The organism is Streptomyces sp. NPDC048523 (assembly GCF_043199815.1).
In the GTDB taxonomy this organism is placed as follows: domain Bacteria; phylum Actinomycetota; class Actinomycetes; order Streptomycetales; family Streptomycetaceae; genus Streptomyces.
Genome location: NZ_JBICWQ010000003.1, coordinates 1,051,237 through 1,073,532 on the forward strand (window position 1 = coordinate 1,051,237; position 22,296 = coordinate 1,073,532).

The window sequence follows — 22,296 nt, forward strand, 5'->3', positions numbered from 1 at the left end:
GTCGCCCGCCTTCCCCCTTCATCCGCAGTACAGGAGCCCAGAGATGTTCGAGGCCGTCGAGGAACTCGTCGGTGAGCACGCCGACCTGGAGAAGAAGCTCGCCGACCCGTCGGTCCACTCCGACCAGGCCAACGCGCGCAAGCTGAACAAGCGCTACGCCGAGCTCACCCCGATCGTCGCCACGTACCGCTCCTGGAAGCAGACCGGCGACGACATCGAGACCGCGCGCGAACTGGGCGCCGACGACCCGGAGTTCGCCGCCGAGGTCAAGGAGCTGGAGAAGGCCCGCGACGTGCTGACGGAGAAGCTGCGGCTTCTCCTGGTCCCGCGCGACCCCAGCGACGACAAGGACGTCATCCTCGAGATCAAGGCGGGCGCGGGCGGCGACGAGTCCGCGCTGTTCGCCGGCGATCTGCTGCGCATGTACCTGCGCTACGCCGAGCGCGTCGGCTGGAAGACCGAGATCATCGACGCCACCGAGTCCGAGCTGGGCGGCTACAAGGACGTCCAGGTCGCCGTGAAGACCAAGGGCGGAAACGGCGCCACCGAGCCCGGACAGGGCGTGTGGGCCCGGATGAAGTACGAGGGCGGCGTGCACCGGGTGCAGCGCGTCCCGGCGACGGAGTCCCAGGGCCGCATCCACACCTCCGCGGCCGGTGTGCTGGTCACCCCCGAGGCGGAGGAGGTCGAGGTCGAGATCAACCCCAACGACCTGCGCATCGACGTCTACCGCTCCTCCGGGCCCGGCGGACAGTCCGTCAACACGACCGACTCCGCGGTGCGCATCACGCACATTCCCACCGGAGTCGTCGCCTCCTGCCAGAACGAGAAGAGCCAGCTGCAGAACAAGGAGCAGGCCTTGCGTATCCTGCGCTCCAGGCTGCTCGCGGCGGCGCAGGAGGAGGCGGAGCGCAATGCCGCCGACGCCCGGCGCAGCCAGGTGCGCACCGTCGACCGCTCCGAGAAGATCCGTACGTACAACTACCCGGAGAACCGCATCTCGGACCACCGTGTCGGCTTCAAGTCGTACAACCTGGACCAGGTCCTGGACGGCGACCTCGACGCGGTGATCCAGGCCTGCGTCGACGCGGACTCGGCAGCGAAGCTGGCGGCCGCGTAAGAGGCGTACCCACGCACCAGTACGACACGGAGGACTTGCGTGAATCTGCTGCTCGCAGAGGTGGCCCAGGCCACCCAGCGGCTGGCCGACGCCGGCGTGCCCTCGCCGCGCAACGACGCGGAGGAGCTGGCCGCGTTCGTGCACGGCGTGAAGCGGGGCGAGCTGCACTCCGTGAAGGACGCCGACTTCGACGCCCGCTACTGGGAGACCATCGCGCGCCGTGAGCAGCGCGAGCCGCTCCAGCACATCACCGGCCTCGCCTACTTCCGCTACCTCGAACTCCAGGTGGGCCCCGGTGTGTTCGTGCCGCGGCCCGAGACGGAGTCCGTGGTCGGCTGGGCCATAGACGCGGTGCGCGCGATGGACGTCGTCGAGCCGTGCATCGTCGACCTGTGCACCGGCTCCGGCGCCATCGCGCTCGCCCTCGCCCAGGAGGTCCCGCGCTCCCGCGTGCACGCCGTGGAGCTGTCCGAGGAAGCCCTGCGGTGGACCCGCAAGAACGTCGAGGGCTCGCGGGTCGATCTGCGCCAGGGCAACGCCCTGGACGCCTTCCGCGACCTCGACGGCCATGTCGACCTGGTCATCTCCAACCCGCCGTACATCCCGCTCACCGAGTGGGAGTACGTCGCTCCCGAGGCGCGGGACTACGATCCCGAACTCGCCCTGTTCTCGGGGGAGGACGGCCTCGACCTCATCCGCGGTCTGGAACGGACCGCACACCGGCTGCTGCGCCCGGGCGGTGTCGTCGTCATCGAGCACGCCGACACCCAGGGCGGCCAGGTGCCGTGGATCTTCACCGAGGAGCGGGGCTGGGCCGACGCGGCCGACCACCCCGACCTCAACAACCGCCCCCGGTTCGCGACGGCCCGCAGGGCGATGCCGTGAGCCACACCCCCAAGACTCCAGAGCAGTACGTGTACGAGGAGGCCCGCTAGATATGGCACGGCGATACGACACCAACGACGCGACCGACCGCACGACCGGTCTGCGCGAAGCCGCGTCCGCCGTCCGCCGTGGCGAGCTCGTGGTCCTCCCGACCGACACGGTGTACGGCATCGGCGCCGACGCGTTCTCCTCCGAGGCCGTCTCCGACCTCCTGGAGGCCAAGGGCCGGGGCCGCAACATGCCCACCCCCGTGCTGATCGGCTCCCCGAACACCCTCCACGGTCTCGTCACCGACTTCTCCGAGCTGGCCTGGGAACTCGTCGACGCCTTCTGGCCGGGCGCGCTCACGCTCGTCGCCAGGCACCAGCCGTCCCTCCAGTGGGACCTGGGTGACACGAGGGGCACGGTGGCCGTCCGGATGCCGCTGCACCCGGTCGCCATCGAGCTGCTGACCGAGGTCGGCCCCATGGCGGTCTCCTCCGCCAACCTGACCGGTCACCCGTCGCCGGAGACCTGCGACGCCGCGCAGGAGATGCTCGGCGACTCGGTCTCCGTCTACCTCGACGGCGGCCCGACCCCGGGCAACGTCCCCTCCTCGATCGTCGACGTCACCCGCGAGGTGCCCCTGCTGCTGCGCGCGGGCGCGATCTCCGCGGACGAGCTCAGGAAGGTCGTACCCGACCTCGAGGTGGCGAATTGACGGCCCCTGACGCGGGGCGTGGCATATGGGACGGGGAAGAGACGCGGACCTTCACAGGGCTCCCGCGTGACAGCTTCCGCATCCTCCATGTCAGCACCGGCAACGTCTGCCGCTCGCCGATCACCGAGCGGCTGACCCGGCATGCCCTGGCGGACCGGCTGGGTGACCCGCTGTGGGGCGGCCTGGTCGTGGAGAGCGCGGGGACCTGGGGCCACGAGGGCGCGCCCATGGAGGCCAACGCGGAGGCGGTGCTGGCCGAATTCGGCGCGGACGCCTCCGGCTTCACCGGGCGCGAGCTCCTCGACGAACACGTGATCATGGCCGACCTGGTCCTGACCGCCACCCGCGACCACCGCCAGCAGGTCATCTCGATGGGCCACTCGGCGGGCCTGCGCACCTTCACCCTGAAGGAGTTCACCCGTCTGGTGAAGGCGATCGACACGGCGACCCTGCCGCCCCTGGAGGAGGGCCTGGTGATCCGCGCACGCGCCCTGGTCCGCGCCGCGGCGGCGCTACGCGGGTGGCTCCTGGCCCCGACCGCGGAGGCCGACGAGGTCTTCGACCCGTACGGGGCACCGCTGCCCTTCTTCCGCTCGATCGGGGACGAGATACACGAGGCGCTGGATCCGGTGGTGACGGCGCTGACGGGGGTTCCCGCGCGCACGTGACGCAGGGCGGGACCGAGCCGGCGGACGGAGCCCGGCGCAGCGGCCCGAAGCCGGTGTACCCGCAAGGACGTAACGACCGGGCACCCGGCGGGCCCCGGGCCTACATTGGACGTACGTCACCGTCGACGCCCCGGAGTCCACCATGTCGGTCACCCATGCGCACCGGACCGCAGACGTCCTCACGCGGCAGGATCCCGAGCTGGCCGAGATCCTGCTCGGGGAGCTCTACCGGCAGTCGTCGGCGCTCCAGCTCATCGCCGCCGAGAACTTCTGCTCACCGGCCGTGCTGGCCGCGCTGGGCTCCGCGCTGGCCAACAAGTACGCCGAGGGTTACCCGGGGTCCCGGCACCACGGCGGCTGCGAGATCGTCGACGTCGCCGAGCGGCTCGCCGTGGACCGGGCGAAGTCCCTGTTCGGCGCCGAGCACGCCAACGTGCAGGCCCACTCCGGCTCTTCGGCGGTCCTGGCCGCCTACGCCGCGCTCCTGCGCCCCGGTGACACCGTCCTCGCCCTCGGCCTGCCCTACGGCGGCCACCTCACCCACGGCTCGCCCGCCAACTTCTCCGGCCGCTGGTTCGACTTCGTCCCCTACGGCGTCGACGCCGAGACCGGGCTCATCGACCACGACCAGGTCCGGACACTGGCCCGCACCCACCGGCCCAAGGCGATCGTGTGCGGCTCCATCGCCTACCCCCGGCACATCGACTACGCCTTCTTCCGCGAGGTCGCCGACGAGGTGGGCGCCTATCTCATCGCCGACGCCGCCCACCCCATCGGGCTCGTTGCCGGGGGAGCGGCGCCCAGTCCGGTGCCGTATGCCGACATCGTCTGCGCCACCACGCACAAGGTGCTGCGCGGGCCCCGCGGCGGAATGATCCTCTGCGGAAGCGAACTGGCCGAGCGGGTCGACCGGGCCGTCTTCCCGTTCACGCAGGGCGGCGCGCAGATGCACACCATCGCCGCGAAGGCGGTCGCGTTCGGCGAGGCGGCGACACCGGCGTTCTCCGCGTACACCCATCAGGTGGTCGCCAATGCGCGGATGCTGGCGGCCGTGCTGGCCGACGAGGGGCTCGTCGTCACCACCGGCGGGACCGACACCCACCTCGTGACGGCCGATCCGGCGCCGCTCGGCGTCGACGGGCGCGCGGCGCGCGGACGGCTCGCGGCCGCGGGGATGGTGCTCGACTGCTGTGCGCTGCCTCACGCGAACACCCGCGGACTGCGCCTGGGCACCGCCGCGGTGACCACCCAGGGCATGGCCGAGAAGGAGATGGCGAGGATCGCCGCCCTGCTCGCGAGGGTGGTGCGCGGCGAGGTCGAGAGCGCCGGGGCACGTGAAGAAGTGCGGGATCTGGTCGGCGGATTTCCGCCGTATCCGGCCTGAGCGAGGGTATTCGCACCTGGGTGCACAGCCGCACGTGCAACCATCGGCCATACCCGGAAGTCCACAACCATATGCGTGCGTCGCTAGGGTGTGGGGCTGAGATGGCCAGCGAGACCTGTGGGGAAGCCTGTGCGTGAATACCTGCTGACGCTCTGCATCACGGCCGCGGTGACGTATCTGCTGACAGGGCCGGTACGGAAGTTCGCGATCGTGGCCGGAGCGATGCCGGAGATCAGGGCCCGTGACGTGCACCGGGAACCGACTCCGCGGCTCGGCGGTATCGCCATGTTCTTCGGACTGTGCGCGGGCCTGCTGGTCGCCGACCACCTGACCAACCTCAGCGAGGTCTTCGAGAAGTCGAACGAACCGCGCGCCCTGCTCTCCGGAGCGGCCCTGATCTGGCTGATCGGTGTCCTGGACGACAAGTTCGAGATCGACGCCCTGATCAAGCTGGGCGGCCAGATGATCGCCGCGGGCGTGATGGTCATGCAGGGTCTGACGATCCTGTGGCTGCCCATCCCCAGCGTCGGCTCGGTCGCGCTGACCCAGTGGCAGGGCACCCTGCTGACGGTCGCGCTCGTCGTCATCACCATCAACGCGGTGAACTTCGTCGACGGCCTCGACGGTCTCGCGGCCGGCATGGTCTGCATCGCGGCGGCGGCGTTCTTCCTGTACGCCTACCGCATCTGGTACTCGTACGGCATCGAGGCGGCCGCACCGGCCACGCTGTTCGCAGCGATCCTGATGGGCATGTGCCTGGGCTTCCTGCCGCACAACATGCACCCCGCGCGGATCTTCATGGGCGACTCCGGCTCGATGCTCATCGGCCTGGTGCTGGCCGCGGGCGCGATCTCCATCACCGGACAGATCGACCCGGACGCGCTGAAGCTGTTCGCCGGGTCCGAGAAGGCGGCCGTGCACCAGACGGTGCCTGTCTACATCCCGCTGCTGCTGCCGCTGAGCATCATCGCGGTGCCGGCCGCCGACCTGATCTCCGCCATCGTGCGCCGCACCTGGCGCGGTCAGTCGCCGTTCGCCGCCGACCGCGGGCACCTGCACCACCGGCTCCTGGAGATCGGGCACTCGCACAGCCGGGCGGTGTGGATCATGTACTTCTGGTCGGCGCTGATCGCGTTCGGCTCGCTCGCCTACTCGGTGAACTCCGCGTCCATGTGGATCGTGCTCGGTGTCGTGTTCCTCAGCGCGATCGGGCTCGTCCTGCTCCTGCTGCCGCGCTTCACCCCGCGCGTCCCGGTGTGGGCCCAGGCCGTCGTGCCGCCGCGCTACCGCCGCCGCGGGCGTGCCGTGGCCGCGGAGCCGGTGGAGGCGGAGGTGGAACAGCGCACTCCGGTGGCCGTGGGGGTGGCGGGTGTCAACGGCGCGACCGCGCTGAGCACCCGTCAGCACGTCCAGGAGAGGCGTACGGCGGAGACCTCGCGCTGACGCCCAAGGTAAGAATCTGACTAAAGCATTGCCAACGCGTGGGAGTTCGCCGGGGCGACAAAACGCCCTTATACCCGACAACTCGGCCGTGTTTCCGCACAGACGGGCAGCTTCACTCTCATGTGTGACAGTGGGCACACCTTCTAGGTAAAGACCGCATCAAATAGTTTGTGATACGGTTCACGAGAACCCAGGGCGGAGCCGAAGGGCCGTTAGTGCGACGGTCCACCGGCGTGAGGGTCACCCTCAGCCCGGGACTACGCTCGTCCATGACGACACACCCCCCCTTGAAAGCGGAGTTGCCGCCATGCCGTCCAACGACGTCCGGATCCTGGCTCAGGCCGCCGTGCCCACGGCTGCCGTCGGCGCGGTCGCCGCCGTCGTCAGCGGTGTGGTCGCCGGTGGCAAGGGTGCGATCGGGGCGGTCGTGGCGACGGTGATCGCCATCCTCTTCATGGGAATCGGGCTCTACGTTCTGCAGCGCACCGCCAAATCGCTTCCGCACCTGTTCCAGTCCATGGGTCTCATGCTCTACGCGGCACAGTTGCTGTTGCTGTTCATCTTCTTGGCCGCGTTCAAGAACACCTCACTCTTCAACCCCAGGGCCTTCGCGATCACACTGGTCGCCGTGACCCTGGCGTGGATCGCCGCGCAGACGCGGGCCCACATGAAGGCGAAGATCCTCTACGTCGAACCGGACTCCTCGAAGGGTGAGAAGCCCGAAAAGACGGAGTCGTCGCCGTGAGCGGTAGGGCCGGGATAAGTGGGCGCAGGAGACCCTGCTATCGTCCGATGCCAACTGCGGCATCGCGGGCGCGGGCATCTGAGCTGACGCCTGCTCAATCGCGAGGCTTGATGCCCGACAGCCGCCCCCACATCCGAAACACCAGTCCAGTGCCGAACCGCGGCTGCGCGCCGCGCCGACACAACGAGGTTGCCGTACCTATGCGCCACGCTGAAGGAGCCCGCGGTGAGTGCTGACCCGACGCAGGTGCTCGCCTTCGAGACCGATTGCCACCTCTTCGACGGTTGTGGCTTCCCGGCACCGGGCCTGCACTCGTTCCTGTTCGAGCCGCTCTTGGGCGACGGGGACAGCAACGTGTACTTCAACAAGACGATGCTGCTGGCGCTGCTCGGCTCGGTCATCATCGTCGGCTTCTTCTGGGCCGCCTTCGCCAGGCCGAAGGTCGTCCCGGGCAAGCTGCAGATGGTCGCCGAGATGGGCTACGACTTCATCCGCAAGGGCGTCGTCTACGAGACCATCGGCAAGAAGGAGGGCGAGAAGTACGTCCCACTGGTCGTCTCGCTCTTCTTCTTCGTCTGGATGATGAACCTTTGGTCCATCATCCCGATCGCCCAGTTCCCGGTCACCGCGATCATCTCGTACCCCGCGGTACTGGCGGGCATCGTCTACATCCTGTGGGTAAGCCTGACCTTCAAGCGTCAGGGCTTCGTCGGCGCCTGGAAGAACATCAGCGGTTACGACAAGTCTCTGGGCCCGGTGCTGCCGCTGTCCATGACCATCGAGGTGTTCTCCAACCTCCTGGTCAGGCCCTTCACCCACGCCGTACGACTCTTCGCGAACATGTTCGCCGGTCACACCCTGCTGCTGCTCTTCACGATCGCCAGCTGGTACATGCTGAACGGCATCGGCATCGCGTACTCGGGTGTCTCCTTCGTGATGGTCATCGTGATGACCGCCTTCGAACTCTTCATCCAGGCTGTGCAGGCCTATGTGTTCGTACTCCTGACCTGCAGCTACATTCAGGGCGCTCTCGCCGAGCACCACTGAGCGCCCGATCCGACTACCAGAGACATCCGGTGGCCAACCCCCACCGGTCATTGAAAGAGAAGGAAGAACGGCATGTCCGCTCTCGCGCAGGCCACCCTCGCCGCCACGGAAATCAAGGGCAACCTCGGCTCGATCGGTTACGGCCTCGCCGCCATCGGCCCGGGTGTCGGCGTCGGCATCATCTTCGGTAACGGTACGCAGGCTCTCGCCCGTCAGCCCGAGGCTGCCGGTCTGATCCGCGCCAACCAGATTCTCGGCTTCGCCTTCTGTGAGGCGCTCGCCCTGATCGGTCTGGTCATGCCGTTCGTCTACCCGGCCTCCTGACCCAGACGTCGGACCGCCCCTTTCGACGAAAGGCACTGATATGAGCCCCCTGGTTCAGCTGGCGGCTGAGGAGGCAGAGAACCCCCTCATCCCGCCGATCCCAGAGCTCGTGATCGGCCTCATCGCCTTCGTCATCGTCTTCGGCTTCCTCGCCAAGAAGCTCCTCCCGAACATCAACAAGGTTCTGGAAGAGCGTCGCGAGGCCATCGAGGGCGGTATCGAGAAGGCCGAGGCCGCTCAGACCGAAGCTCAGAGCGTGCTCGAGCAGTACAAGGCTCAGCTCGCCGAGGCCCGGCACGAGGCCGCGCGTCTGCGCCAGGAGGCGCAGGAGCAGGGCGCCACGCTCATCGCCGAGATGCGCGCGGAAGGCCAGCGGCAGCGCGAGGAGATCGTCGCCGCCGGTCACGCGCAGATCGAGGCCGACCGCAAGGCCGCCGCGTCCGCGCTGCGCCAGGACGTGGGCAAGCTCGCCACCGACCTGGCCGGCAAGCTCGTCGGCGAGTCCCTCGAGGACCACGCCCGGCAGAGCCGCGTCATCGACCGCTTCCTCGACGACCTCGAGGAGAAGGCCGAGGCCGCGCGATGAACGGAGCGAGCCGCGAGGCCCTGGCAGCCGCACGCGAGCGTCTCGACGCGCTGACGGACAACACGTCCGTGGACGCCGGCTCGCTCGCCGACGAGCTGGCCGCCGTCACCGCGCTGCTCCACCGCGAGGTGTCACTGCGTCGGGTCCTGACCGACCCGGCGCAGCCCGGCGAGGCCAAGGCCGAACTGGCCCAGCGCCTGATCGGCACCCAGGTCGGCGGCCCCGCCGTGGACCTGGTGTCCGGCATGGTGCGCTCGCGCTGGTCGCAGTCGCGCGACCTGGTGGACGCCCTGGAGCAGCTGGCCGCCGTCGCCGACCTCACCGCCGCGCAGCGGCGGGGCAGGCTCGACAACGTCGAGGACGAGCTGTTCCGGTTCGGCCGGATCGTCGCCTCCAACACCGAGCTGCGTGCCGCGCTGACCAACCGCTCCGCGTCGGCCACGGCCAAGGGCGAGCTGCTCCGCAGCCTGCTCGGCGGCCGCGCCGACGCCGTGACCGAGCGTCTGGTGACGCGCCTTGTGGCCGCGCCCCGGGGACGTAGCCTGGAGACGGGACTGGAGTCCCTGTCCAAGCTCGCCGCCGAGAGCCGTGACCGCATGGTGGCCGTCGTCACCTCGGCGGTCCCGCTGAGCGACCAGCAGAAGCAGCGCCTGGGCGGTGCCCTGGCGAGGCTCTACGGCCGCCCGATGCACCTCAACCTCGACGTGGACCCCGAGGTCCTCGGCGGGATCCGGGTGCAGGTCGGCGACGAGGTCATCAACGGCTCGATCGCGGACCGCATCGAGGACGCCGGCCGCCGCCTGGCGGGCTAGCAGCAACTTCACAGCAGTACGTACGGACGACGGCCCTGGTTGGGCCGTACATGAAGAATCCTGGGGGTCGCCCCCAGACCCCCAAAGTGAAACTTCGGGCCCAACAAGGAGAGCAGGGAACCCAGATGGCGGAGCTCACGATCCGGCCGGAGGAGATCCGGGACGCGCTGGAGAACTTCGTCCAGTCGTACAAGCCGGACGCGGCCTCGCGCGAGGAGGTCGGTACGGTCACCCTTGCCGGCGACGGCATCGCGAAGGTCGAGGGTCTGCCCTCGGCCATGGCCAACGAACTGCTGAAGTTCGAGGACGGCACCCTCGGCCTCGCGCTCAACCTGGAAGAGCGCGAGATCGGCTGCGTCATCCTCGGTGAGTTCAGCGGCGTCGAGGAGGGTCAGCCGGTCACCCGTACCGGCGAGGTCCTCTCCGTGGCCGTCGGCGAGGGCTACCTCGGCCGCGTCGTCGACCCGCTCGGTGCCCCGATCGACGGCCTCGGCGAGATCGAGACCAGCGGTCGTCGCGCGCTTGAGCTGCAGGCTCCGGGCGTCATGGCCCGTAAGTCGGTGCACGAGCCGATGGAGACCGGCTACAAGGCCGTCGACGCGATGACCCCGATCGGCCGTGGCCAGCGTCAGCTGATCATCGGTGACCGTCAGACCGGCAAGACCGCCCTGGCCGTCGACACGATCATCAACCAGCGTGACAACTGGCGCTCCGGCGACCCGAAGAAGCAGGTCCGCTGCGTCTACGTCGCCATCGGCCAGAAGGGCTCGACCATCGCCTCCGTGCGTGGCGCCCTCGAAGAGGCCGGCGCGCTGGAGTACACGACCATCGTCGCCGCCCCGGCGTCCGACCCGGCCGGCTTCAAGTACCTTGCGCCGTACACCGGTTCGGCCATCGGCCAGCAGTGGATGTACGAGGGCAAGCACGTCCTCATCATCTTCGACGACCTCTCGAAGCAGGCCGACGCCTACCGCGCCGTGTCCCTGCTGCTGCGCCGCCCGCCGGGCCGTGAGGCCTACCCGGGTGACGTCTTCTACCTGCACTCCCGTCTGCTGGAGCGCTGCGCCAAGCTCTCCGACGAGATGGGCGCCGGCTCGATGACCGGTCTGCCGATCGTCGAGACCAAGGCCAACGACGTCTCGGCGTTCATCCCGACCAACGTCATCTCCATCACCGACGGCCAGTGCTTCCTGGAGTCGGACCTGTTCAACGCCGGTCAGCGCCCCGCGCTGAACGTCGGTATCTCCGTCTCCCGAGTCGGTGGTTCCGCGCAGCACAAGGCGATGAAGCAGGTCTCCGGTCGTCTGCGCGTGGACCTCGCCCAGTTCCGTGAGCTGGAGGCGTTCGCCGCCTTCGGTTCCGACCTGGACGCCGCGTCGAAGGCGCAGCTGGAGCGCGGCCAGCGCATGGTCGAGCTGCTGAAGCAGGCCCAGTACCAGCCGATGGCGACCGAGGACCAGGTCGTCTCCGTCTGGGCCGGCACCACCGGCAAGATGGACGATGTCCCGGTCAACGACATCCGCCGCTTCGAGAAGGAGCTCCTGGAGTACCTGCACCGCAAGGAGCAGGGCCTCATGACCTCCATCAAGGAGGGCGGCAAGATGTCGGACGACACCCTCACCGCTGTTGCCGACGCGATCGCCGACTTCAAGAAGCAGTTCGAGACCTCGGACGGCAGGCTTCTCGGCGAGGACGCCCCGGCCGCGGCCAAGTGACGTAAGGAAGGGACCTGACTCATGGGAGCCCAGCTCCGGGTCTACAAGCGTCGCATCCGATCCGTCACCGCGACCAAGAAGATCACCAAGGCGATGGAGATGATCGCCGCCTCGCGCGTCATCAAGGCGCAGCGCAAGGTGGCGGCCTCCACGCCCTACGCGACCGAGCTCACCCGCGCGGTCACGGCGGTCGGCACCGGCTCGAACACCAGGCACCCGCTGACCACGCAGGCCGAGACGGTCACGCGGTCCGCGGTGCTGCTCCTGACGAGCGACCGCGGTCTCGCGGGCGCTTTCAACTCCAACGCCATCAAGCAGGCGGAGCGGCTCACCGAGCGGCTGGAGCGCGAGGGCCAGGAGGTCGAGATCTATGTCGTCGGCCGCCGTGGTGTCGCCCACTACAACTTCCGTGAGCGCAAGATCTCGGAGTCGTGGACCGGGTTCACCGACGAGCCCACGTACGCGGACGCCAAGAAGGTCGCGGGTCCGCTGATCGAGGCCATCGAGAAGGACACGGCCGAGGGCGGCGTGGACGAGCTCCACATCGTCTTCACCGAGTTCGTCTCGATGATGACGCAGACGGCGCTCGACGACCGCCTGCTGCCGCTCAGCCTCGAAGAGGTGGCGAAGGAAGCGAAGCCGCAGGGCGAGATCCTCCCGCTCTACGACTTCGAGCCCTCGGCGGAGGACGTCCTCGACGCCCTGCTGCCGCGCTACGTGGAGAGCCGTATCTACAACGCGCTGCTCCAGTCGGCCGCCTCCAAGCACGCCGCCACGCGGCGCGCGATGAAGTCGGCCACCGACAACGCCGGAGAGCTCATCACCACGCTCTCCCGACTTGCCAACGCGGCCCGCCAGGCCGAAATCACCCAGGAAATCAGCGAGATCGTCGGTGGCTCCGCAGCCCTGGCCGACGCGTCCGCGGGGAGTGACAGGTAATGACGACGACAGTTGAGACGGCCGTTGCCACGGGCCGCGTCGCCCGGGTCATCGGCCCGGTCGTCGACGTGGAATTCCCCGTCGACGCCATGCCGGAGATCTACAACGCCCTTCACGTCGAGGTGGCCGACCCGGCCCTCGCCGGCGAGAAGAAGACGCTGACCCTGGAGGTCGCCCAGCACCTGGGTGACGGCCTGGTCCGCACCATCTCGATGCAGCCCACCGACGGTCTGGTCCGCCAGGCCGCCGTCACCGACACCGGCACGGGCATCACCGTCCCGGTCGGCGACTTCACCAAGGGCAAGGTGTTCAACACCCTCGGCGAGGTGCTGAACAGCGACGAGACCTACGACGGCGAGCGCTGGTCCATCCACCGCAAGGCCCCGAACTTCGACGAGCTCGAGTCGAAGACCGAGATGTTCGAGACCGGCGTCAAGGTCATCGACCTTCTCACCCCGTACGTCAAGGGTGGAAAGATCGGTCTGTTCGGCGGTGCCGGCGTCGGCAAGACGGTGCTCATCCAGGAGATGATCTACCGCGTCGCCAACAACCACGACGGTGTCTCCGTGTTCGCCGGTGTCGGTGAGCGCACCCGTGAGGGCAACGACCTCATCGAGGAGATGTCCGACTCGGGCGTCATCGACAAGACCGCGCTGGTCTTCGGCCAGATGGACGAGCCCCCGGGCACCCGTCTGCGCGTGGCCCTGGCGGGTCTGACCATGGCGGAGTACTTCCGCGATGTGCAGAAGCAGGACGTGCTGTTCTTCATCGACAACATCTTCCGCTTCACGCAGGCCGGTTCCGAGGTCTCGACCCTGCTCGGCCGTATGCCCTCCGCGGTGGGCTACCAGCCGAACCTGGCCGACGAGATGGGTCTCCTCCAGGAGCGCATCACCTCGACCCGTGGACACTCGATCACCTCGATGCAGGCGATCTACGTCCCCGCGGACGACCTGACCGACCCGGCCCCGGCCACCACCTTCGCCCACCTCGACGCGACGACGGTTCTGTCCCGTCCGATCTCCGAGAAGGGCATCTACCCGGCCGTGGACCCGCTGGACTCCACGTCCCGGATCCTGGACCCGCGCTACATCACGGCGGACCACTACAACACCGCCATGCGTGTCAAGGGGATCCTGCAGAAGTACAAGGACCTCCAGGACATCATCGCGATCCTCGGCATCGACGAGCTCAGCGAGGAGGACAAGCTGGTCGTCCAGCGTGCCCGCCGCGTCGAGCGCTTCCTGTCGCAGAACACCCACGTCGCCAAGCAGTTCACCGGCGTGGACGGTTCGGACGTGCCGCTGGACGAGTCGATCACCGCGTTCAACGCGATCTGTGACGGCGAGTTCGACCACTTCCCGGAGCAGGCGTTCTTCATGTGCGGTGGCCTGGAGGACCTCAAGGCCAACGCCAAGGAGCTCGGCGTCTCCTGAACGGCCTGAGTTCGAAGTGAACCCTGTGGTTCACGCGTGAGGGGGCGGGGCACGTCCCGCCCCCTCACGCACGCCCACTAGACTTGTAACCAACACCCGGCAGAACCGCCGGGTGGTGACCCGAGGAGCCACCTTGGCTGCTGAGCTGCACGTCGCGCTGGTCGCGGCCGACCGAGAGGTCTGGTCCGGCGAGGCCACCCTGGTCGTCGCGCGCACCACGTCCGGCGACATCGGCGTCATGCCCGGTCACCAGCCGCTGCTCGGTGTGCTGGAGTCGGGCCCGGTGACCATCCGTACGAGCGATGGCGGGACGGTCGTCGCCGCGGTGCACGGCGGTTTCATCTCGTTCGCCGACAACAAGCTGTCGCTGCTGGCCGAGATCGCCGAGCTGTCGGACGAGATCGACGTCCAGCGCGCGGAGCGGGAGCTGGAGCGCGCGAAGGCGGAGGGCGACGCCGCCGCCGAGCGTCGCGCGGACGTACGACTGCGCGCGGCGACTTCGCGCTGAACCAGCGCGGAGCCGTATGACGTCACTCAGCCGCGGCCGGCACCGGAGCGATCCGGAGCCGGTCGCGGCTGAGGCAGATCTGGATGTTTTTTCCGTTCCGTTACCTGTTGAAGGTACCTAGGAGACGAGGAGGTCGGTGTCGATGGTCCTCGCTCTGACTGTGTGCGGAATCGTCGTGGCCCTGGTGGTACTGGGGCTGTTCGTCTTCGGCCTGCGCCGCAGGCTCATCCAGCGCTCCGGCGGCACCTTCGACTGTTCCCTGCGCTGGGACGTCCCGGAGAAATCCGACACCAGCGGCAAGGGCTGGAGCTACGGCGTGGCCCGGTACAACGGCGACCGCGTCGAGTGGTACCGCGTCTTCTCCTACGCCTATCGTCCGCGCCGGGTCCTGGAGCGTGCCGCGATCGAGGTCGCCGGCCGGCGTCTGCCCGACGGGGAGGAGGAGATGGCCCTGCTCTCCGACGCCGTGATCCTGACCTGTGTGCACCGGGGCACGCGTCTCGAACTCGCCATGAGCGACGACGCGCTGACCGGTTTCCTCGCGTGGCTGGAGGCAGCCCCGCCCGGTCAGCGCGTCAATGTGGCCTAGCGGGCTGGTTACGACAGCCCGCTGTTGATGGCGCTCACCAGCTCTCCGTTGCCGGTGTCGCCGCTGAACTCCCAGAAGAACGCGCCGCCCAGGCCCTGGTTCTTGGCCCAGGTCATCTTTCCGGCGATCGTCGCGGGGGTGTCGTAGGACCACCAGTTGTTGCCGCAGTAGGCGTACGCCGTGCCCGCGATGGTGCCGGTGGCCGGGCAGGACGTCTTGAGGACCTTGTAGTCCTCGATGCCCGCCTCGTAGGTGCCGGGTGCCGCTCCGGTCGCCGAGCCCCCGGGGGCGGCCTGGGTGACGCCGGTCCAGCCGCGGCCGTAGAAGCCGATGCCGAGCAGCAGCTTGTTGGAGGCCACGCCCTTCGACTTCAGCTTGGCGATCGCGTCGGCCGAGTTGAAGCCCGCCTGCGGGATGCCGGCGTACGACGTCAGTGGCGAGTGCGGGGCGGTCGGGCCCTGCGCGTTGAAGGCGCCGAAGTAGTCGTAGGTCATCACGTTGTACCAGTCGATGTACTGGGAGGCGCCGCCGTAGTCGGCCGCGTCGAGCTTGCCGCCGGAGGAGCCGTCGGCCGTGATGGCCGCGGTGACCAGGTAGTTCGGGCCGAACTCCGAGCGCAGCGCGCCCATCAGGTTCTTGAAGGCCGCGGCCCCGCTGGTGTCGCAGGTCAGACCGCAGGCGTTCGGGTACTCCCAGTCGATGTCGATACCGTCGAAGACATCCGCCCAGCGCGGGTCCTCGATGACCGACTTGCAGGAGGCGGCGAAGGCGGCGGGGTTGGCCGCGGCCTGCGCGAAGCCGCCGGAGTAGGTCCAGCCGCCGAAGGAGTACAGCACCTTGATGTTCGGGTACTTGGCCTTGAGCTCACGCAGCTGGTTGAAGTTGCCGCGCAGCGGCTGGTCCCAGGTGTCCGCGGCGCCACTGACGGACTGGTCGGCGGTGTACGCCTTGTCGTAGGCGGCGTAGGTGTCGTCGACGACGCACTTGCCGTCCTTGACGTTGCCGAACGCGTAGTTGATGTGGGTGATCTTCGAGGCGGAGCCCGAGGTCACCAGGTTCTTGACGTGGTAGTTGCGGCCGTAGACGCCCCACTCGGTGAAGTACCCGAGCTTGACCTTGGAGCCGGTGGGCGGCGGGTCCGTGGTGCCGCCGGTGGTGTGCACCGCGACCGCGCCACTGGCCGGTCCGGTCTGGTCGGCGGTGTCACGGGCCTGCACGGTGTACGAGTAGTCGGTGCCGGCACTCAGGCCGGTGTCCGTGTACGAGGTCGTCGTCACGGTCGCCACCTTGGCACCGTCGCGCAGCACGTCGTAGTTCTTGATGCCCTTGTCGTCGGTGGCGGCGCTCCAGGCCAGTTTCACCGAGGTGTTGGTGATACCGGAGGCGTTGGGGGTGCCGGGGGCGGACGGTGCCGCGTCCCCGGGAGTGGAGCCGCCGTCACAGCTGCCGCCGTTCAGCTTGCAGTTGGCCGGGGAGCCCGCGCCGGCGCCGTTGAAGCCGAAGGAGACGGAGGCGCCGGGGGCGAGGGTGCCGTTCCAGGACTTGTTCCTGGCGGTCCAGTGGGTGCCGGCGGAGGTGACGTCGGCGTCCCAGGCGGAGGTGACGGAGGTGCCGGAGGGGAAGTCCCACTCGACGGTCCAGGAACTGAGGCTGGTGGTACCGGTGTTCTTCACCGTCCACTTGCCTTCGAATCCGGAACCCCAGTCCTGGGTCTTGGCGTAGGTCGCCGTGGCGGAGGTCGCGGCCTGGGCGGGGCTCGCGAGGCCGACCAGACCGGCGAAGGGGAGCAACAGTGTCGCGAATCCTGCCGCGGCTCTGCGTCTGAAGCGCATCGTGCGCCTCCTAGGGGAGTTGGGGGCGTGACTGAGCCTTCACACCCACGGTGCCGCGAGAATAGAAAGGTCTGGACCACAGGTCAATAGGTCTGGACCACTCTGGTTCACGGCGCAACTAGACGCCCAACTCCTGTGCCAGTACGGCCGCTTGCACCCGGCTCCGCAGCTCCAGCTTCCCCAACAACCGGCTGACGTGCGTCTTCACCGTGGCCTCGGCCATGTCGAGGCGGCCGGCGATGTCGGCGTTGGACAGGCCCTCCCCGAGACAGGAGAGCACCTCGCGTTCGCGGCGGGTGAGGGAGTCGAGGACCGCGGGATCGGTGCCCGGCCCGCGGACCGGCCTCGCGGCGAACTCGGCGATCAGACGACGGGTGACGGCGGGAGCGATCAGCCCCTCCCCGCGTGCCACGGTCCGCACCGCTTCCAGCAGGTCCCGGGCCTCGGTGTTCTTCAGCAGGAACCCGGACGCGCCCGCGCGCAGCGCCCCGAACACGTACTCGTCGAGGTCGAACGTGGTCAGCACGAGGACGTCGGCGAGTCCCTCCGAGACGACCGTCCGGGTCGCCGACACCCCGTCCAGCCGCGGCATCTGAACGTCCATCAGCACCAGGTCGGGCCGCAGCTCCCGGGCGCGCTCCACCGCCTGCTCACCGTCGGCCGCCTCGCCGACCACCTCGATGTCGGGTGCGCTGCGCAGGATGAGGACGAGCCCGGCGCGTACGGCGGACTGGTCCTCGGCGACGAGGACACGGATCATGCGGATTCTCCTTCCGACACGGGGAGCGTGGCGTGTACGACCCACAGCGCGTCCTGCGGTCCGGCCCGGAAGGTGCCGCCGAGCAGCGCGGCCCGCTCCCGCATGCCGGCCAGTCCGGCGCCGGATCCGGGGGCCCGCGGGCCGTCGCGGTGGCCGTAGGGGCTGGTCACCCGGATGTCGAGCAGACCGTCGCGCCGGCCGAGGGCCACGGTGACGCGGCCGGGGCAGGCGTGCTTGAGGGCGTTGGTCAGGGACTCCTGGACGATGCGGTAGGCGGCGAGCTCGACCGGTGCGGGAACCCTGCCGTGGTCGTCGGTGTCGAGGCGCACGTCGAGGCCGTTGGCGCGGGCGCCGTCGACCAGTGCGGTGAGGCCGTCCAGGGTGGGAGAGGCAGCGGGCTCGGTGTCGCCGCCGGCGTCCCGCAGGATGCCGATCAGCCGCCGCATCTCGGCGAGGCCGGCCACGCTGTTCTCCCTGATGACGGTCAGCGCCTGCCGTGAGGTGGCCGGTTCGTCGATGGACAGTGCGGCCGTGGAGTGGATGGCGATCGCGGACAGGTGGTTGGCGACCATGTCGTGCAACTCCCTTGCCATACGGGCCCGTTCCGCGGTCACGGCCTGGGCGCGGTCCATCTCCGCCAGCAGCGCGGTCTGTTCGGCACGCAGTCGGGCGGCCTCGGCGGCGTCCCGGTGGTCGCGCACGATCCACCCGGTGGCGGCGGGCCCGTACGCCACGACACCCACCACCACGCCGATCAGCAGCGCCTCCGGCTCCCGCCACACCGCGAACGGCACCAGGGTCCCGGCCACCGTGAGCAGCCCGGTGATCCACTGGATGCGGCGGGCCGAGGCGAGCGGGCCGTACAGCACGGCCGCGTAGACGACGTCGGTGAACATCAGGACCGTGGCGAGACTGCCCTGGGTCACGAGGTCGGCGCAGATCGCGACGGTGGCGATGAGCAGGGCCGCGCGAGGGGCCGTCCGGCGCAGCAGCTCGCAGCCGGCCAGCACGGTGAGCGGCACGAGGACCGGCCAGGGACCGTCGAAGAGCGTCATCGGATCGCTGGACGGACGGGTGCCCAGGCCGATGCCCACCAGCAACAGGCCGCCGAGCAGCCCGCCGACCGCGATGTACACGTCGAAGCGGTGCGGGCGGGGGAGGGCCATGACTCCATCCAACACGGTGTCCGCGCGCCGCGCGTGATGCCCGGGAACGGTCCTGGACTGCATCTTTCGATGTACCGCGGACTCGTCACCGCCGACGACGAAAGGGGCGGCCCCGGCCGGGAGCCTTGAGGGGAGACGAAGGGAGTGGTCGTGGTCGTCGGACTGATCGTCGCCTGTGAGGTGGCCTTCTGGGTGCTGCTCGCGGCCGGACTGGCCTTCCGCTACGGGCTGCGCATGCCGCGTGTCGGACTGGCCCTGCTGCTGTGCGAGCCGCTGCTGGAGCTCGTGCTGTTCACGGTCACAGCGATCGACCTGAAGAACGGTGCCGAGCCCGACTGGAAGCACGGCCTGGCCGCCGTCTACATCGGTTTCACCGTGGGCCTCGGTCACTCGACGATCAAGTGGGCGGACGCCCGGGTCGCCCACCGGTTCGCCGGTGGTCCGCCGCCGGTGAAGCCGCCGAGGTACGGCATGGCCCGCGCCGCCCACGAGTGGAAGGTCGCGGGCCGCTGGACCCTCGCCGCGGTCGTCGCCATGGCTCTGCTCCAGGCCGCCGTCTGGTACGTCGGCGACGGCCAGGCCGACTCGTTGCGCGCCTGGCAGCAGCGCATGCTGTGGCTGATCGTCATCAACCTGGTCATCGCCGGCAGCTACACGCTGTTCCCCAAGCGCGAGCGCTAACGCTCCCCGCCCGGGACCCAGAGCACGTCCCCGACGTCCTTGTTGGCCGTGCGCGCCAGGATGAACAGCAGGTCCGACAGGCGGTTCAAGTAGGTCGCGGTGAGCGGGTTCATCGCCTCGCCGTGGACCTCCAGCGCCGCCCACGTCGAGCGCTCGGCCCGGCGTACGACCGTGCAGGCCTGGTGGAGCAGCGCCGCGCCCGGGGTGCCGCCGGGGAGGATGAAGGAGCGGAGCTTCTCCAGCCGCTCGTTGAAGCGGTCGCAGTCCGCCTCCAGCTTGTCGATGTAGAACTGCTCGACCCTGAGGGGCGGGAACTGCGGGTTCTCGACCACGGGCGTGGACAGGTCGGCTCCGACGTCGAACAGGTCGTTCTGCACCCGGGTGAGGACCTTGACGACCTCCTCGTCGAGTCCGCCCAGCGCGATCGCCGTGCCGATCACGGCGTTCGCCTCGTTGGCGTCCGCGTACGCGGAGATCCGCAGATCGGTCTTGGCGACCCGGCTCATGTCGCCGAGGGCGGTGGTGCCCTGGTCGCCGGTCCTGGTGTAGATGCGCGTCAGATTGACCATGAGGCCAGCGTAGTTACGCCCCGGACGTCCGGAAGACCCGTGTGCCCACCGTCACGGCGAGTCCCGCGAGGGCCACGGCGACCAGGGCGCCGTACAGCATGTGAGGCGTCGTGTACGAGCCGACGTACGCGTCCCTCATGGCGTCCACCAGATAGCGCAGCGGCATGAGGTGGGAGAGGACGTCCAGCCAGGCCGGGCCGAGGGTCATCGGGAGCATGAGGCCGGACAGCAGCATCGACGGCATCGACACGGCGTTGATCAGCGGGCCGAACTCCTGAGGGGTCCGGACCTTCATCGCCAGCGCGTACGACAGCGAGGCCAGCGAGACGGTCAGCAGAGCGACGAACGCGAAGCCGATCAGGATGCCGGTCAGCGGGGCCCGGAGCCCCATCGCCACCGCGGCGAGGACCAGCAGCACTGCCTGGAGGACGAACACCGTGGCGTCGCGCAGCACCCGGCCCAGCAGCAGGGCGAGCCGGCTGACGGGGGTGACCCGCATCCGCTCCACCACGCCCTGGCTTTTCTCCATGATGATCAGGAAGCCGGCGAACAGCGCCCCGAACAACCCCAGCTGGAGCAGCAGTCCGGGCACGAGGACCTGCCAGGAGCTGCCCTGTCCGCCGAGCGGCAGATCGGTGAGCAGCGGGCCGAAGAACAGCAGATACAGCAGCGGCGTCAGCACACCGAAGAGCAGGGCGATGCGGGAGCGCAGCGACTGGCGCAGGTAGCGGCCGTAGATGAGAGCGGTGTCCTGGAGAAGCATGGGGTTCCTATACGGCTACGGGGGCGGCGTCGGTCGGCGTGGCGCTGCGGCCGGTGATCGCGAGGAAGGTGTCCTGGAGCGAGGCGTCGATCGAGCCCGCGAACTCCAGCTTCAGCTTCGCCGGTGTTCCCTCCGCCACGACCACGCCCTGATCGACGATCACCAGACGGTCGGAGAGGGCGTCGGCCTCGTCGAGGTAGTGGGTGGTCAGGAAGACGGTCGTGCCGTACTCGTCGCGCAGACGGCGGATCAGGTCCCACAGGCCGGCGCGGCCGGCGGGGTCGAGTCCGGTGGTCGGCTCGTCCAGGAACAGCACCTTCGGGCGGTGCGTGAGCGCCATCGCGATGTCCAGGCGGCGGCGCCGGCCGCCGGAGAGCGTGCCGCACCTGCGGTCGAGCAGCTCGGTGAGGCCGAGGTCGTGGGCCAACTCGGCGGTGCGGGCGACGGCCTGGTCCTTCGTCAGCCGGTAGAGCCGCCCCTGCGTGATCAGCTCCTCCCGCACGGAGACCTGCGGGTCCACCCCGCCCGACTGGGCCACGTACCCGCACGCCCGCCGCACCCCCGCGGCGTCGGTCGCGAGGTCGCAGCCGGCGACGGTGGCCGCGCCGCCGGTGGGTGCCAGGAGGGTCGTGAGCATCCGCAGGGTGGTCGTCTTCCCGGCGCCGTTCGGGCCCAGGAAGCCGAGGATCTCGCCCTCGCGGACGGTGAGATCGATTCCGCGGACGGCCTCGACGGGGCCGTGCTTGGTCTGGAAGGTGCGGGCCAGTCCGGCCGCGCTGATGACAGTTGCCATGGAGCCAGAAAAACAGAGTCCCTGAAATTTTGCAATGGCCCCAAAATTTGAGGGAGCCCAAGAACGGCTAGGATCGGGACATGGCAGAGGGGCTCAGGGAGCGGAAGAAGCGGCAGACCCGGCAGTACATCTCGGACGTCGCGACCGGCCTGTTCATCGAGCGGGGATTCGACGCGGTGACCGTCGCCGAGGTCGCCGAGGCCGCGAACGTCTCCGTCAACACCGTCTACAACTACTTCCCGGCCAAGGAGGACCTCTTCCTCGACCGCAGCAAAGGCATCGTCGACCGTCTCTCGCGCTGGGTGCGCGGCCGGGACGTCGGGGAGTCGGCGGCCGCGGCCGTACTGAGGGAACTGCGCGGCGAGGTCGAGGCGGTCTCGCCGCGGGTCGGCCTGCTGGCGGGCTACGACCGCTTCATGCGGGTCGTCCAGGACGCGCCCACGCTCCGCTCGCGGCTGTGGAGCATCCAGCAGGAGGTCCAGGAGAACCTGGAGGGGACCCTGCGCGAGGAGACCGGCGCCGCCCCCGGCGATCCGCTGCCCGCCCTGATCGCCGGTCAGATCAACTGGCTCCACCAGACGGTCATGGGCAGCATCGGACGCGAAATGGTCGCCGGGCGCAAACCGGACGAAGTGTCACGAGAGACGCTCGCGCTTCTCGACGACATGGAGGAGTTGTTGAGCGATAAGGTGCTCAACTACGCCGTACGAGACCACTCGTGACAGCTACCGGTGTGATGTCCGTCAGATGAGACGTGACGCGCATTACTAACCGGTCACACAGCCCTTCACGAGCGCTAGTGTCCGCCGCAGAGGCAACGTAAACAGGACG

General features: G+C 69.1%; 24 protein-coding genes. 18 read left to right on the top strand and 6 right to left on the bottom strand.

Going from position 1 to position 22,296, the window contains the following annotated elements; translation table 11 throughout:
* The first annotated feature begins 43 nt into the window (after window positions 1-43).
* The 16 genes from prfA to ACGFWE_RS20765 all read left to right on the top strand — a co-directional run bounded on the left by prfA (window position 44) and on the right by ACGFWE_RS20765 (window position 14,901).
* Window positions 44-1,120 (top strand): peptide chain release factor 1, encoded by a 1,077-nt coding sequence (gene prfA / locus ACGFWE_RS20690; RefSeq protein WP_393600720.1) that lies wholly within the window; start codon window positions 44-46, stop codon window positions 1,118-1,120.
* Between the two features lie 39 nt (window positions 1,121-1,159).
* Window positions 1,160-2,005, top strand: coding sequence for a peptide chain release factor N(5)-glutamine methyltransferase (gene prmC / locus ACGFWE_RS20695; protein ID WP_007384714.1), 846 nt, complete (start codon window positions 1,160-1,162; stop codon window positions 2,003-2,005).
* A gap of 52 nt (window positions 2,006-2,057) precedes the next feature.
* Window positions 2,058-2,705 carry an L-threonylcarbamoyladenylate synthase gene (locus ACGFWE_RS20700; RefSeq protein ID WP_352391220.1) on the top strand — a complete coding sequence of 216 codons (648 nt, stop codon included), beginning with the start codon at window positions 2,058-2,060 and terminating at the stop codon, window positions 2,703-2,705.
* The gene (locus ACGFWE_RS20705; RefSeq protein ID WP_352391221.1) at window positions 2,702-3,373 is read left to right on the top strand and encodes a protein-tyrosine-phosphatase; all 672 of its coding nucleotides are present in this window, start codon (window positions 2,702-2,704) and stop codon (window positions 3,371-3,373) included. The genes ACGFWE_RS20700 and ACGFWE_RS20705 overlap by 4 nt, the downstream gene beginning before the upstream one ends.
* Window positions 3,374-3,515: 142 nt before the next feature.
* On the top strand, window positions 3,516-4,757 hold the full coding sequence (gene glyA, locus ACGFWE_RS20710) for a serine hydroxymethyltransferase (protein WP_352391222.1): 1,242 nt from the start codon (window positions 3,516-3,518) through the stop codon (window positions 4,755-4,757).
* 129 nt (window positions 4,758-4,886) lie between these two features.
* The gene (locus tag ACGFWE_RS20715; protein ID WP_352391223.1) at window positions 4,887-6,200 is read left to right on the top strand and encodes an MraY family glycosyltransferase; all 1,314 of its coding nucleotides are present in this window, start codon (window positions 4,887-4,889) and stop codon (window positions 6,198-6,200) included.
* A 307-nt stretch (window positions 6,201-6,507) separates the two neighbouring features.
* Entirely contained in the window at window positions 6,508-6,945 is a 438-nt protein-coding gene (locus ACGFWE_RS20720) for a hypothetical protein (protein ID WP_352391224.1), read from the top strand.
* A gap of 225 nt (window positions 6,946-7,170) precedes the next feature.
* Window positions 7,171-7,992, top strand: coding sequence for a F0F1 ATP synthase subunit A (atpB, locus tag ACGFWE_RS20725; protein ID WP_352391225.1), 822 nt, complete (start codon window positions 7,171-7,173; stop codon window positions 7,990-7,992).
* A gap of 72 nt (window positions 7,993-8,064) precedes the next feature.
* Complete coding sequence (locus ACGFWE_RS20730; RefSeq protein WP_393600725.1) at window positions 8,065-8,316, top strand: F0F1 ATP synthase subunit C; 252 nt, start codon at window positions 8,065-8,067, stop codon at window positions 8,314-8,316.
* 40 nt (window positions 8,317-8,356) lie between these two features.
* The gene (locus ACGFWE_RS20735) at window positions 8,357-8,902 is read left to right on the top strand and encodes a F0F1 ATP synthase subunit B (protein WP_352391226.1); all 546 of its coding nucleotides are present in this window, start codon (window positions 8,357-8,359) and stop codon (window positions 8,900-8,902) included.
* Window positions 8,899-9,714, top strand: a complete 816-nt coding sequence (locus ACGFWE_RS20740) for a F0F1 ATP synthase subunit delta (RefSeq protein WP_352391227.1) — start codon at window positions 8,899-8,901, stop codon at window positions 9,712-9,714. Before ACGFWE_RS20735 ends, ACGFWE_RS20740 begins: the two co-directional genes overlap by 4 nt.
* A 125-nt stretch (window positions 9,715-9,839) precedes the next feature.
* Window positions 9,840-11,429, top strand: a complete 1,590-nt coding sequence (gene atpA / locus ACGFWE_RS20745) for a F0F1 ATP synthase subunit alpha (protein ID WP_393600727.1) — start codon at window positions 9,840-9,842, stop codon at window positions 11,427-11,429.
* Window positions 11,430-11,450: 21 nt separating this feature from the next.
* Window positions 11,451-12,368 carry a F0F1 ATP synthase subunit gamma gene (locus tag ACGFWE_RS20750; protein ID WP_352391229.1) on the top strand — a complete coding sequence of 306 codons (918 nt, stop codon included), beginning with the start codon at window positions 11,451-11,453 and terminating at the stop codon, window positions 12,366-12,368.
* On the top strand, window positions 12,368-13,804 hold the full coding sequence (atpD, locus tag ACGFWE_RS20755; RefSeq protein ID WP_352391230.1) for a F0F1 ATP synthase subunit beta: 1,437 nt from the start codon (window positions 12,368-12,370) through the stop codon (window positions 13,802-13,804). The genes ACGFWE_RS20750 and atpD overlap by 1 nt, the downstream gene beginning before the upstream one ends.
* A 133-nt stretch (window positions 13,805-13,937) precedes the next feature.
* Window positions 13,938-14,312 carry a F0F1 ATP synthase subunit epsilon gene (locus tag ACGFWE_RS20760; protein WP_037721615.1) on the top strand — a complete coding sequence of 125 codons (375 nt, stop codon included), beginning with the start codon at window positions 13,938-13,940 and terminating at the stop codon, window positions 14,310-14,312.
* Between the two features lie 142 nt (window positions 14,313-14,454).
* A complete protein-coding gene (locus ACGFWE_RS20765; protein ID WP_352391231.1) occupies window positions 14,455-14,901 on the top strand; it encodes a DUF2550 domain-containing protein in 447 nt (148 codons plus the stop codon).
* Window positions 14,902-14,909: 8 nt separating this feature from the next.
* Here the strand turns inward: ACGFWE_RS20765 and ACGFWE_RS20770 are convergent, their stop codons facing one another.
* The 3 genes from ACGFWE_RS20770 to ACGFWE_RS20780 form a co-directional block, all read right to left on the bottom strand.
* A complete protein-coding gene (locus tag ACGFWE_RS20770) occupies window positions 14,910-16,733 on the bottom strand; it encodes a glycosyl hydrolase family 18 protein (RefSeq protein WP_393600730.1) in 1,824 nt (607 codons plus the stop codon).
* A gap of 118 nt (window positions 16,734-16,851) precedes the next feature.
* The gene (locus ACGFWE_RS20775; RefSeq protein WP_393600732.1) at window positions 16,852-17,493 is read right to left on the bottom strand and encodes a response regulator; all 642 of its coding nucleotides are present in this window, start codon (window positions 17,491-17,493) and stop codon (window positions 16,852-16,854) included.
* Complete coding sequence (locus tag ACGFWE_RS20780; RefSeq protein WP_393600734.1) at window positions 17,490-18,659, bottom strand: sensor histidine kinase; 1,170 nt, start codon at window positions 18,657-18,659, stop codon at window positions 17,490-17,492. Before ACGFWE_RS20780 ends, ACGFWE_RS20775 begins: the two co-directional genes overlap by 4 nt.
* 150 nt (window positions 18,660-18,809) lie before the next feature.
* On the opposite strand from ACGFWE_RS20780, the gene ACGFWE_RS20785 reads away from it, so the two are divergent.
* Window positions 18,810-19,340 carry a hypothetical protein gene (locus ACGFWE_RS20785; RefSeq protein WP_352391235.1) on the top strand — a complete coding sequence of 177 codons (531 nt, stop codon included), beginning with the start codon at window positions 18,810-18,812 and terminating at the stop codon, window positions 19,338-19,340.
* Here ACGFWE_RS20785 and ACGFWE_RS20790 read toward each other — a convergent pair.
* From ACGFWE_RS20790 to ACGFWE_RS20800, 3 genes are read right to left on the bottom strand one after another with little or no spacing between them, the layout of a single operon-like run.
* Entirely contained in the window at window positions 19,337-19,909 is a 573-nt protein-coding gene (locus tag ACGFWE_RS20790; protein WP_352391236.1) for a cob(I)yrinic acid a,c-diamide adenosyltransferase, read from the bottom strand. The genes ACGFWE_RS20785 and ACGFWE_RS20790 overlap by 4 nt on opposite strands.
* A 13-nt stretch (window positions 19,910-19,922) precedes the next feature.
* Complete coding sequence (locus ACGFWE_RS20795; RefSeq protein ID WP_352391237.1) at window positions 19,923-20,672, bottom strand: ABC transporter permease; 750 nt, start codon at window positions 20,670-20,672, stop codon at window positions 19,923-19,925.
* A gap of 7 nt (window positions 20,673-20,679) precedes the next feature.
* Window positions 20,680-21,465 (bottom strand): ABC transporter ATP-binding protein, encoded by a 786-nt coding sequence (locus tag ACGFWE_RS20800; protein ID WP_393600737.1) that lies wholly within the window; start codon window positions 21,463-21,465, stop codon window positions 20,680-20,682.
* A gap of 80 nt (window positions 21,466-21,545) precedes the next feature.
* Here ACGFWE_RS20800 and ACGFWE_RS20805 point away from each other — a divergent pair, with 80 nt between their 5' ends.
* Complete coding sequence (locus ACGFWE_RS20805; RefSeq protein ID WP_352391239.1) at window positions 21,546-22,187, top strand: TetR/AcrR family transcriptional regulator; 642 nt, start codon at window positions 21,546-21,548, stop codon at window positions 22,185-22,187.
* Window positions 22,188-22,296 lie beyond the last annotated feature (109 nt).

Bases quoted from the DNA above. Each gene is read 5' to 3' on its own strand.
- prfA (WP_393600720.1), top strand. From the start codon at position 44: ATGTTCGAGGCCGTCGAGGAACTCGTCGGTGAGCACGCCGACCTGGAG.
- ACGFWE_RS20700 (WP_352391220.1), top strand. From the start codon at position 2,058: ATGGCACGGCGATACGACACCAACGACGCGACCGACCGCACGACCGGT.
- glyA (WP_352391222.1), top strand. From the start codon at position 3,516: ATGTCGGTCACCCATGCGCACCGGACCGCAGACGTCCTCACGCGGCAG.
- ACGFWE_RS20720 (WP_352391224.1), top strand. From the start codon at position 6,508: ATGCCGTCCAACGACGTCCGGATCCTGGCTCAGGCCGCCGTGCCCACG.
- ACGFWE_RS20730 (WP_393600725.1), top strand. From the start codon at position 8,065: ATGTCCGCTCTCGCGCAGGCCACCCTCGCCGCCACGGAAATCAAGGGC.
- ACGFWE_RS20735 (WP_352391226.1), top strand. From the start codon at position 8,357: ATGAGCCCCCTGGTTCAGCTGGCGGCTGAGGAGGCAGAGAACCCCCTC.
- ACGFWE_RS20740 (WP_352391227.1), top strand. From the start codon at position 8,899: ATGAACGGAGCGAGCCGCGAGGCCCTGGCAGCCGCACGCGAGCGTCTC.
- atpA (WP_393600727.1), top strand. From the start codon at position 9,840: ATGGCGGAGCTCACGATCCGGCCGGAGGAGATCCGGGACGCGCTGGAG.
- ACGFWE_RS20750 (WP_352391229.1), top strand. From the start codon at position 11,451: ATGGGAGCCCAGCTCCGGGTCTACAAGCGTCGCATCCGATCCGTCACC.
- atpD (WP_352391230.1), top strand. From the start codon at position 12,368: ATGACGACGACAGTTGAGACGGCCGTTGCCACGGGCCGCGTCGCCCGG.
- ACGFWE_RS20765 (WP_352391231.1), top strand. From the start codon at position 14,455: ATGGTCCTCGCTCTGACTGTGTGCGGAATCGTCGTGGCCCTGGTGGTA.
- ACGFWE_RS20770 (WP_393600730.1), bottom strand. From the start codon at position 16,733: ATGCGCTTCAGACGCAGAGCCGCGGCAGGATTCGCGACACTGTTGCTC.
- ACGFWE_RS20775 (WP_393600732.1), bottom strand. From the start codon at position 17,493: ATGATCCGTGTCCTCGTCGCCGAGGACCAGTCCGCCGTACGCGCCGGG.
- ACGFWE_RS20780 (WP_393600734.1), bottom strand. From the start codon at position 18,659: ATGGCCCTCCCCCGCCCGCACCGCTTCGACGTGTACATCGCGGTCGGC.
- ACGFWE_RS20790 (WP_352391236.1), bottom strand. From the start codon at position 19,909: ATGGTCAATCTGACGCGCATCTACACCAGGACCGGCGACCAGGGCACC.
- ACGFWE_RS20795 (WP_352391237.1), bottom strand. From the start codon at position 20,672: ATGCTTCTCCAGGACACCGCTCTCATCTACGGCCGCTACCTGCGCCAG.
- ACGFWE_RS20800 (WP_393600737.1), bottom strand. From the start codon at position 21,465: ATGGCAACTGTCATCAGCGCGGCCGGACTGGCCCGCACCTTCCAGACC.
- ACGFWE_RS20805 (WP_352391239.1), top strand. From the start codon at position 21,546: ATGGCAGAGGGGCTCAGGGAGCGGAAGAAGCGGCAGACCCGGCAGTAC.